Genomic DNA, 8940 nt, shown 5'->3' on the forward strand with positions numbered 1-8940 from the left:
CCCATAGCTATACATACATTTTTCCACTTAATTAAATTTTCATTTATTTCTTTTATTGTTGAACTCATGCCATCACCCTTTTATTTAAAACTTTTTGTCTCAAAATACTCTATTCTCTTTAAAATTTCATCCACTAATGCCGGATATTCTGCCTTTTCACTTGGTTCACCTTTTTCTAGCCTATCCGATACCTCTTTATAATCTGATATGTGTTGTTTAAATAAATAAAAATTACTTTCTATAGATTCTCTATGCGTATCTGTTTTTGAATTTGCTTTTCTTTTTGATTCAAAAACTCCTAATAATTTTGGTTCATCATCTACAGCTACATCAGCAATCTTAACCTTGCTTTTCATATATTTTTTATAATATTTATCAAATATTTCTTTATAATGCCTAACACCTCTACTACTTATTGCATCCATAATAGTAGGCATTATATAATAATCTGAAGCAAAAAATGCTGATTGAGTAATTATATTATTGCTTGGTGGGCAATCAAATATTATATAATCATACTTCTCATCTAGTTTACTATCATTTAAAAACCTTTTAATAATAAGGATATTATTCGGCTTATTCACCATATTTAAACATTGAATATCTAATCCTCCATCCTTATATAGATAACTAGAATTTATATAATGAACATGACCATTATCCTTTATCAATTTGTTAATATCTAAATTTAATTCACTATATACCTGCTCTTTATTAGCTTTATAATATATATCTACTACATAGTTAAAAGTTTCCTTATAATTTAAATTTTCAAATTCATCATAAGATTTTTCCCTTAAGCATACTTCCGACAGAGAGGATTGTGGATCTAAATCTATTAATAAAACTTTGTTCTCTTTATTCCTCTTTTTTAGTTCACACCCAAAATTATAAGTAAATGTAGTTTTTCCAACTCCCCCTTTATAATTGCCTACAAATATCTTTTTTGCCATACTTTCAAAACAAACTCCTTTATTTATCTCTATATTTATAAATATTACCTTATCTATAATTTTAGAATTTAAGTTGAAATTTAAATAAGAATTGTATCTAAATATAAATATCTATCTTAATAAATATTTATATTTCTAGATTTTATTATAAATTTATGTTATACAGATATAACTACTATTCAAAATAATTCATTTATAAATTATAAAAAACTGTACCAAATTAATATTTGATACAGTTTATTTTATATATACTTTCCATAACTCGATCTATTTTTTCTTATATTTTAATATCACCTTATCTTTGCTTTCTTCTAGAAATATTTCTAAATTTAATAACTCTTTAAAGCAAAATTCTTGGATTTGCTTTTCACTATCTTCTCTTTTATAATAATCATGAGTATATCTATTTCTTAACTTTACTGAAAGTAGTAAATAATCTTTTAAACTTTCCTCGAAAAACCCCATTTCTCCTGCTTGTTCTATTAATTTTAAAGATGTAGTTGAACTATTTATCTTTCCATCATTAATAATTATATAGCTTTCACACATATCTACTATATACTCAGAAAAATCTTGAAAAAACGCAAACATAGCTCTTCTTATTATTCTACTGCTACTTTTATCATACTCTTTTATAGCTTCTTTTAAGTCTTCTAAATTATCATAAGCATTTTTATATTTTTCTAAAAACTTTTCTTTTTTATATTTATAATACGGACTCATCAATAATACCTCCAAAGTAGCTATATTGTTCATCTATTTTAAGCCTTTTTTCTAAATTTTCATTATTTCTAATATGCTTTAAAACATAGTGTTGAAAATCATACCAGTCATTTTCATCAACTATATATTTTTTTTCACTATCTATGGCCATTCTTGCATATTTAGTTGAAAACTCATTAAATAAAATAAACGTTAAATGTATTTTATCATACTTATAATACTTCCTACATAAAGACTCTAGTGTATCTTCTATTTTTATAGTGTACATGAAAGTTGTTTCAGGTTTCATAACAACAGCTAAATCTATATCACTTCTATCTTTTATCCAATACTCTGTTTCATAACTGCCAAATTGACATAAACTTATTACTCCATCAATATCACTTAATTCCTTTATAAAATCTTCTTTTTTCAAATGTACACCACCTTTTAATTACTATCTATATCATAGTCACATATTTTCTTTTTTAATACAACTTTATCATATAAATACAAAAAGTAAAATATTAAAATTTTATCTCTTCCTTTTTACATTAAACATAACTAAACTTAGCATAAATAAAGCTATTGAAATACATATCATATAAATGATATATCCAATTATATAATTTAAACTATTGTACATTTGCAACTTTTCTATACACATATAAACTATTCTTTGTGGCATATAGTTTCCTATGCTTTGCAGATAATTAGGAATAATATCAAAATCCCAAAATACTCCTGAAAGCATACATGTTGGTATAACTATTAATATATTTACAGTACTTGCTATATATCTATTTTTAGTAAAGCTAACTATACAAAGGTTTAATGATATTGAAACTAAGTTAAGTAATAGCATAACTATTAGAAAGTTATTTGTATTAATCATTCCAAAATCTAAGTTTAATCCCTTACAAAGCAAATAATATATAATGCTGCTTATAGATGACAATAAGTAAAACACTATAAGTAATGCCATATAATATTTATAAGGTGATAATCCACTTACTAAAACCCTAGTTTTAGTATCATGCTCCTCATCTTCAATTAAAAAATTTGCAATAGCTGCTCCACTTATTAATATCATCATTATAACTAGTCCTATAGAATTTTCTATAGCTGGTCTCTTTTCATAAGCCTTACTTAAATTATATTTAAATAAATCTTCCTTATAAGTTTCATTGTTTTCCTTGAATTTTTCTATGTCATTATCACTAATCTTAGCTATTAAGCTTAAATTATCTCTCTTTGATTTTATTATAGATACTATGGTTTCCTTAACATCACTAGTGGAAATTGATTTTATTATTACTTCTTCCTCTTCTCCACTTAATACCTTATTGCTAAAATCCTCATTTATTATTAATGCTAATTGTATTTGATGTGATGCAAGAAGTATTTCATAGTTTTCCTTTTCTATGTTTACAACATCTACATTTTCTATTTTATTTATAGCTTCTATAACTTCATTTGAAATATAGCTATCATCATTATCTATTACCCCCACCTTATAATTTATATCACTTCCAAAGGAAAAGCTGAAAAATACTATTACTAAAGCTGGTGCTATTATTCCCATTAATATAAAGCTTTTTTTCTTTAATAATAATTTTATAGTGTTTAACATTACTCTAAACAACTTTATCACCTCTCTTAAAGCTGCTACAAACAATACAAATTATTAATAATATTGCTGATAGCTGTAAGGATAATAATATTGATATATAAGAGTAATTTGTTTTTATTCCAGAGCTTAAGCTTAGTAATGATATATTTGCCCAATATGTAGGAGTTATTTGACATAATATATTAGCTATTTCATTTGATCTTATTAATGATATAGGTAAGTATGCTCCCCCTAAAAATCCAAAGATTATTAATAATGTATTTAAAACACTTGAAGCTGCCTTACTATCTTTAAAAACATAGCTAACTGTTACTCCTAAAATAGAACTAAAAATTATTAAAGCTATTAATACTAATAATACTTCTCCTATATTTTCTCCCCAACTAATATGAAGAAAAAATCTACTAACAAGATAAACTATTGATATTTGAATTAGCCCTACCATAAGTCCTAATATAACCTTTGATGATATAATGCTAAAATTACTAGCCCTAGAAACCTTTAACCTTGGCAATGTATTTTCAAAGCTTTCATTATAAGCTGATACACTAGTTATTTGTGATATATAAAGTATTATTAATACAAGCTCTGCAAAGGTATAATAGGTAAATGAATTTATTCCCTTATTAGATATGCCTTCTTCACTTAATTTAATATTACTTTCTTCTTCAATACTATTTATAAGACTAGGATTTTCTTTTACAACCTTATTGATTACAGCATATTTTTCTAAGTACTCATTAAAAACACTTCTAAATATCTTTTGTTCGCTACTTTCCTTTTTTTCATTTCTATAAAAATCATATTTCTCTTCATTTATTATTATAAAAGCTAGTCCCTGATAACTATTTACCCCTTCACGGCCTAGCTCATCTTCCTTTACTTCTGTAAATTCTATCTTCATATCTTTTTCACAGTTTTCCTTAAAATCATTAAAAAGCTGCAAATACTTATTTTCACTAGTTACTTTGTTTACCTTATAATAAACTTTTTTATTTTCAAATATATTTCTATCTTTATTCATAAGGCCATTTAATGAAAATCCCATTATAAGTATAAGTACCACTGGAAATATAAACATTGTTGCAACATTAGATTTATTTCTAAAAAAATGTAAAACCTCTTTTTTTATTAAATTAATTAATATCATATTTTACCTCAGTTATATCAATCTCTTAATTGCTTACCTGTTAATCTTAAAAATACACTTTCTAATGTAGGAACATCACTTTTTATATTTTCAATAATACCGCTATTGTTAGTTATAATATTTATAATATATGGAATTGCATTTATCTCTTTAGAATAGTGGCATTTTATTTCATTGTCCTTTACTTCTACATTATTAATTCCTTGTATTCTTTCTAATTGTGACTGTATATTATAAATACTTTTCCTTAGGTATATGGTGCATTTATTTTCCTTTACAATGCTTTTCTTTAAATACTCCTTAGTTCCCTTTGCTATTATCTTTCCATTATCCATTATAGAAATATCAGTGCAAAGCTCCTCTATTTCCTCCATATAATGAGATGTATATATTATAGTTGCCCCTTCTTCATTTAGCTTTTTTACTGACTCTAAAATATGATTTCTTGATTGTGGATCTATACCTACTGTTGGTTCATCCATAATTATTAATTTAGGACTATGAGCTATTGCACATGCCATATTTAATCTTCTTTTCATTCCACCTGAAAACTCATTAGACCTTTTATTTTCCACATCTAGAAGTCCTACAAAGTCTAATGCCTTGTTTACCCTTCTTTTAAGTTCCTTTCCCCTATACCCATATAAGGAGCAAAAAAAAGATACATTTTCTCGTGCTGTAAAATCATGATATATAGCAATATCCTGAGGCAATAACCCTATATTCCTTTTATACTTATTTATATTGCCTTCCTTTTCTTCAAAGATAATATTTCCTGATGTTAATTTTTCAAGTCCTGATATTATCTTAATTAATGTGCTTTTTCCAGCACCATTAGGTCCTAGGAGACCATATATTTCTCCCCCTTTTATATTTAAACTTATACCCTTTATAGCTTCAAAATCATTATACTTTTTATGCAAATTTTCTATTTGAAGTATATACATACTATGACTTCCTAAAGATTACTATTTATATCTTTTATTTTAACTGCACTAGCAAAGCCTTTTCTTACACAATGCTCTTCACATTTTACATTTTGACAATTTAAACATGGATTAACGCTATAATCTTTTAATAGCTTTTTAGCTCCATAAAAATTACCTGCTGCAACTCTTCTATTTATCTCTCTTATAGGCATATTTTTATTGCAATATCTTTCGCATAAAGGGTTATCACAAAATTGACATGTTAATGCTAATTTAGCGGCCTTATCTTCATTTACATTTTGACTTATTTTTAAATCTTCTTTTTTAAATGGATGCTTTACTATATTTACATAGTTTTTCATATCTTCTTTATATTCAAATTCCTCCATACCTAATTCTCTTAATATAAGGTTTGCTGCACTTATACCAGATATAGTAACTGCTGGAGTTCCTGTTCCCATAACAGTTGATTCACCACAATTAAAGAGATTATTTATTTCACTCTTTGTTTTTAATCTCTTAAGCATATGCTGCCCTAGCTTTTGCTTAGGACCTGCTACACTTCCCCCTTCCTTTAATACATATCTATTTAAGGTGCTTGGAGTACTAACTTCTACATGGCATAAATTATCCTTAAAGCCTGGAAATCTCTTTTCTAAAACCTTTAATAACCTATCCTTTTCAACTTCCTTCATTTCTCTATATTCTTTTGTATTATAATTATTTTTAAATCCCTTTGGCCATTTCTTAAAGGTAGGTCCAATTGCCATAATAGTGTGATATCCATCTTCACAAAGGGTTTTATCATCTATACTTAAGATATAAGCCGTAACCTCTCCCTCATCTAGCTTAGTTTTATCTGCAATTAACATTTCAATAGGCAGTGTTCCCTTTGGAATTGCAGCTTCCTTTACAAGTGCAAATAAAACTACTGATGGATATGAAGGTTCTAGAGAATTAACTAAATCTTTAATCTTTTCATTTCCACTAGATTTTAATAGCTTGTTATATAAGTTCCATACGTTTCCTGAATTAACAATATACTTAGCAGTAATAATACTTCCATCGTCTAATTTAATTTTAGTAGCTATATTATTTTCTACTATTATTTCTTCTACTTCTTTTTTATAAATCATATCTCCATTATTTTCTTCTATAACCTTTTCTAACTTTCCTACTAAGTTTAATGTTGACCCTGCTGGATAATAGCTTCCTCCAAAGTGATTGTCCACAAACATTATAGATGACAATATAGCTGGAGTCTCCTCTACATTTGTGTAACAATATGTAGATGTTAACTTATCAAAAAAGTTAAATACATTTGGATCTTTAAAATACTTTTTTAATATACTTAAAGTATTTTTATTCATATACCCTAAAAACCTTATATATTCAATAGGATGTCTTAAAAGGCCTTCTGCTCCCTGTTCTTTTTTCATTGCATCAGGAGAAATAAAGTTTGGCTTTTCCGCTATTATCTTTTTATATTGATTGCTTAAATCACTATAAAACCTTTTAAAGTTTTCCTTTTCCTTTGGAAATACCTTTATTAATTCATCTATAAACTTATCTATATCTTGGTGAAAAATTATCCTATGCTCACCATAATTAATAGCATAAAGTTCATCATGCTTTATTATGTCTATTTCTTCCTCTAATGCATTAAAAATAAATCTATGAGGACTAAACCCCTTATCATTAAAACCATAAATCATGGCTGCACCTTGCTCAAACACCACATCTTTTCTTTTAAATATTCCACAAGAGCCTCCAGGCTTATTTTGAGCTTCAACTACACATACATTTAATCCTCTTTTAGCTAGCAAAGAAGCTGCTGTAAGCCCTGATATCCCTGACCCTATTACAACTACATCATATTCCATAAATACCTCCTTTATTATTATAAATAGATTATCCTTATAATAATTTTATTCAGTAACTGTGAAAATATTAGTTTATTATTGCCTAACCTTTAGATTGTTTAAATATATATATTTGGCTATAATATACATATATTATTAAAAGGAGGAATTATAATGAGTAGAAGACTTTTAAATCCTAAAGTTGACTTCATATTTAAGAAAATATTTGGTTCAGAAAAGCATCCAAATATATTAATTTCATTTTTAAATGCTGTAATGAATCCAGTTGATAAAATAGTCTCAGTTATTATTAATAACACGGAAATAACAAAAGACTTTTTAGAAGATAAATTTAGTAGATTAGATGTTAAAGCAACTACAAATAGAGGCGAAATTATAAATATAGAAATACAAGTTAAAAATTCGGATAAGGAAATACATCTTCCGTATGCACTGCAGATGTATAAGCGACCATGCCAAATCAAAGATTTGGAATGTCTGCTTATGATTAAACGTAGTCTTTATTATTGGAGTAAACTATATGAAGAACAGCTTAACGATGGTGATAAATATGATAAACTATCACGAACTGTTTGCATTAATATTTTAGACTTTAAATATTTAAATAATGATAGATTCCATAATGGATATAGATTAAAAGAAATTGAAACAAATGAAGAACTTACAGATATTGAAGAAATTCATTTTATAGAAATCCCTAAACTTAAAGACCTTGATGATGATGCTAATATTGATACCATAGATATGCTTACAGCTTGGGTTGAATTTTTAAAAGATCCTGAAAGTAGTGTAGTTAGAAAACTTGAATTTAGTAAAGAAGAAATTAAAGAAGCTAAGGATGAGCTTTATAGATTAAGTAGAGATAAAAACGAACTCGAATTATATAATATGAGAGAAAAATCATTTTTTGATAAGGTTTCTGCACTATCAAACGCTAAAGAAGAAGGTAGAGAAGAAGGTCTTGAGGAAGGCAAATTGTTAGAACGAATTAATATTGCTAAAAACCTTTTAGATGTATTAGATAATGAAACAATTGCATTAAAAACTGGATTAACTGCAGAAGAAATAGATAAATTAAGATAATAATTGAACAACATTAAAGACAGGTAACTTTTTATTATCACCTGTCTTTGTAATTTCATCTCTTAACTTTACATCTTTAACAATACACTTATTTAATTATAAAACTAGTTTCATAACTAATTCATCTTCATCTCTTTCACCTGTATCCTTAAATCCTAACTTTCCATAAATATAAATACCATGATAATTTTCTAAGTTACAAGTTAAAACAACATCATTTGATTTTCCAAAAGGTTTAGTTTTAATGTAACATAAATTGGTATAAATGATTTATCAACTTCTCTTCCCTAGCTATTTACACTTTTCTTTTTTATAATTACTAAAGTTATTGATAATATTGCTATTGCAAATCCTAGCATTATTAACATACTTGAAATTATTGGTGTCAATGTTTCTTTATTAAAGTTAACTAATGTACTTATACTATTATTAGCTTTTACATACCAAAAGGTTGGGTTAAAGCTTGCAATCTTAAGCACTGTGTCTCCTAATAATTCTTGTGGTACAAATACTCCACTTAAAAAACAACATCCAAGTGAAACAACATTTGCCGCTGCTGACATTGCATTTCTACTACTTACTAAATTAGATATTAAAAATCCTATGC

9 protein-coding genes are annotated in these 8940 nt (G+C 26.4%); 1 reads left to right on the forward strand and 8 read right to left on the reverse strand.

Annotated elements, in window-relative coordinates:
- Window positions 1-80: 80 nt before the first annotated feature.
- From ACRDBA_RS09355 to ACRDBA_RS09385, 7 genes are all read right to left on the reverse strand, one after another.
- Complete coding sequence (locus tag ACRDBA_RS09355) at window positions 81-953, reverse strand: ParA family protein (protein WP_438572657.1); 873 nt, start codon at window positions 951-953, stop codon at window positions 81-83.
- Between the two features lie 267 nt (window positions 954-1220).
- Window positions 1221-1676, reverse strand: a complete 456-nt coding sequence (locus ACRDBA_RS09360; protein WP_438572658.1) for a HepT-like ribonuclease domain-containing protein — start codon at window positions 1674-1676, stop codon at window positions 1221-1223.
- Window positions 1660-2091 (reverse strand): nucleotidyltransferase domain-containing protein, encoded by a 432-nt coding sequence (locus ACRDBA_RS09365; RefSeq protein WP_438572659.1) that lies wholly within the window; start codon window positions 2089-2091, stop codon window positions 1660-1662. The genes ACRDBA_RS09360 and ACRDBA_RS09365 overlap by 17 nt, the downstream gene beginning before the upstream one ends.
- A gap of 99 nt (window positions 2092-2190) precedes the next feature.
- The gene (locus ACRDBA_RS09370; RefSeq protein WP_438572660.1) at window positions 2191-3300 is read right to left on the reverse strand and encodes an ABC transporter permease; all 1110 of its coding nucleotides are present in this window, start codon (window positions 3298-3300) and stop codon (window positions 2191-2193) included.
- Window positions 3293-4438: an ABC transporter permease gene (locus ACRDBA_RS09375; protein ID WP_438572661.1), complete on the reverse strand. Its 1146-nt coding sequence runs from the start codon at window positions 4436-4438 to the stop codon at window positions 3293-3295. The genes ACRDBA_RS09370 and ACRDBA_RS09375 overlap by 8 nt, the downstream gene beginning before the upstream one ends.
- A 17-nt stretch (window positions 4439-4455) precedes the next feature.
- The gene (locus tag ACRDBA_RS09380; protein WP_438572662.1) at window positions 4456-5385 is read right to left on the reverse strand and encodes an ABC transporter ATP-binding protein; all 930 of its coding nucleotides are present in this window, start codon (window positions 5383-5385) and stop codon (window positions 4456-4458) included.
- 11 nt (window positions 5386-5396) lie between these two features.
- Window positions 5397-7250, reverse strand: a complete 1854-nt coding sequence (locus tag ACRDBA_RS09385) for an FAD-dependent oxidoreductase (RefSeq protein WP_438572663.1) — start codon at window positions 7248-7250, stop codon at window positions 5397-5399.
- 153 nt (window positions 7251-7403) lie between these two features.
- Here ACRDBA_RS09385 and ACRDBA_RS09390 point away from each other — a divergent pair, with 153 nt between their 5' ends.
- Window positions 7404-8333 carry an Rpn family recombination-promoting nuclease/putative transposase gene (locus tag ACRDBA_RS09390; protein WP_438572664.1) on the forward strand — a complete coding sequence of 310 codons (930 nt, stop codon included), beginning with the start codon at window positions 7404-7406 and terminating at the stop codon, window positions 8331-8333.
- Window positions 8334-8620: 287 nt separating this feature from the next.
- Here the strand turns inward: ACRDBA_RS09390 and ACRDBA_RS09395 are convergent.
- Window positions 8621-8940: ABC transporter permease (locus ACRDBA_RS09395; RefSeq protein WP_438572665.1), on the reverse strand; the 320-nt coding region annotated here is incomplete at its 5' end.

This window comes from Clostridium sp. (assembly GCF_051654825.1).
Lineage (GTDB): Bacteria > Bacillota > Clostridia > Clostridiales > Clostridiaceae > Clostridium.

Excerpts from the sequence above, each read along its gene's own strand:
- ACRDBA_RS09355 (WP_438572657.1), bottom strand. The coding sequence starts at position 953 with ATGGCAAAAAAGATATTTGTAGGCAATTATAAAGGGGGAGTTGGAAAA.
- ACRDBA_RS09360 (WP_438572658.1), bottom strand. The coding sequence starts at position 1,676 with ATGAGTCCGTATTATAAATATAAAAAAGAAAAGTTTTTAGAAAAATAT.
- ACRDBA_RS09375 (WP_438572661.1), bottom strand. The coding sequence starts at position 4,438 with ATGATATTAATTAATTTAATAAAAAAAGAGGTTTTACATTTTTTTAGA.
- ACRDBA_RS09380 (WP_438572662.1), bottom strand. The coding sequence starts at position 5,385 with ATGTATATACTTCAAATAGAAAATTTGCATAAAAAGTATAATGATTTT.
- ACRDBA_RS09385 (WP_438572663.1), bottom strand. The coding sequence starts at position 7,250 with ATGGAATATGATGTAGTTGTAATAGGGTCAGGGATATCAGGGCTTACA.
- ACRDBA_RS09390 (WP_438572664.1), top strand. The coding sequence starts at position 7,404 with ATGAGTAGAAGACTTTTAAATCCTAAAGTTGACTTCATATTTAAGAAA.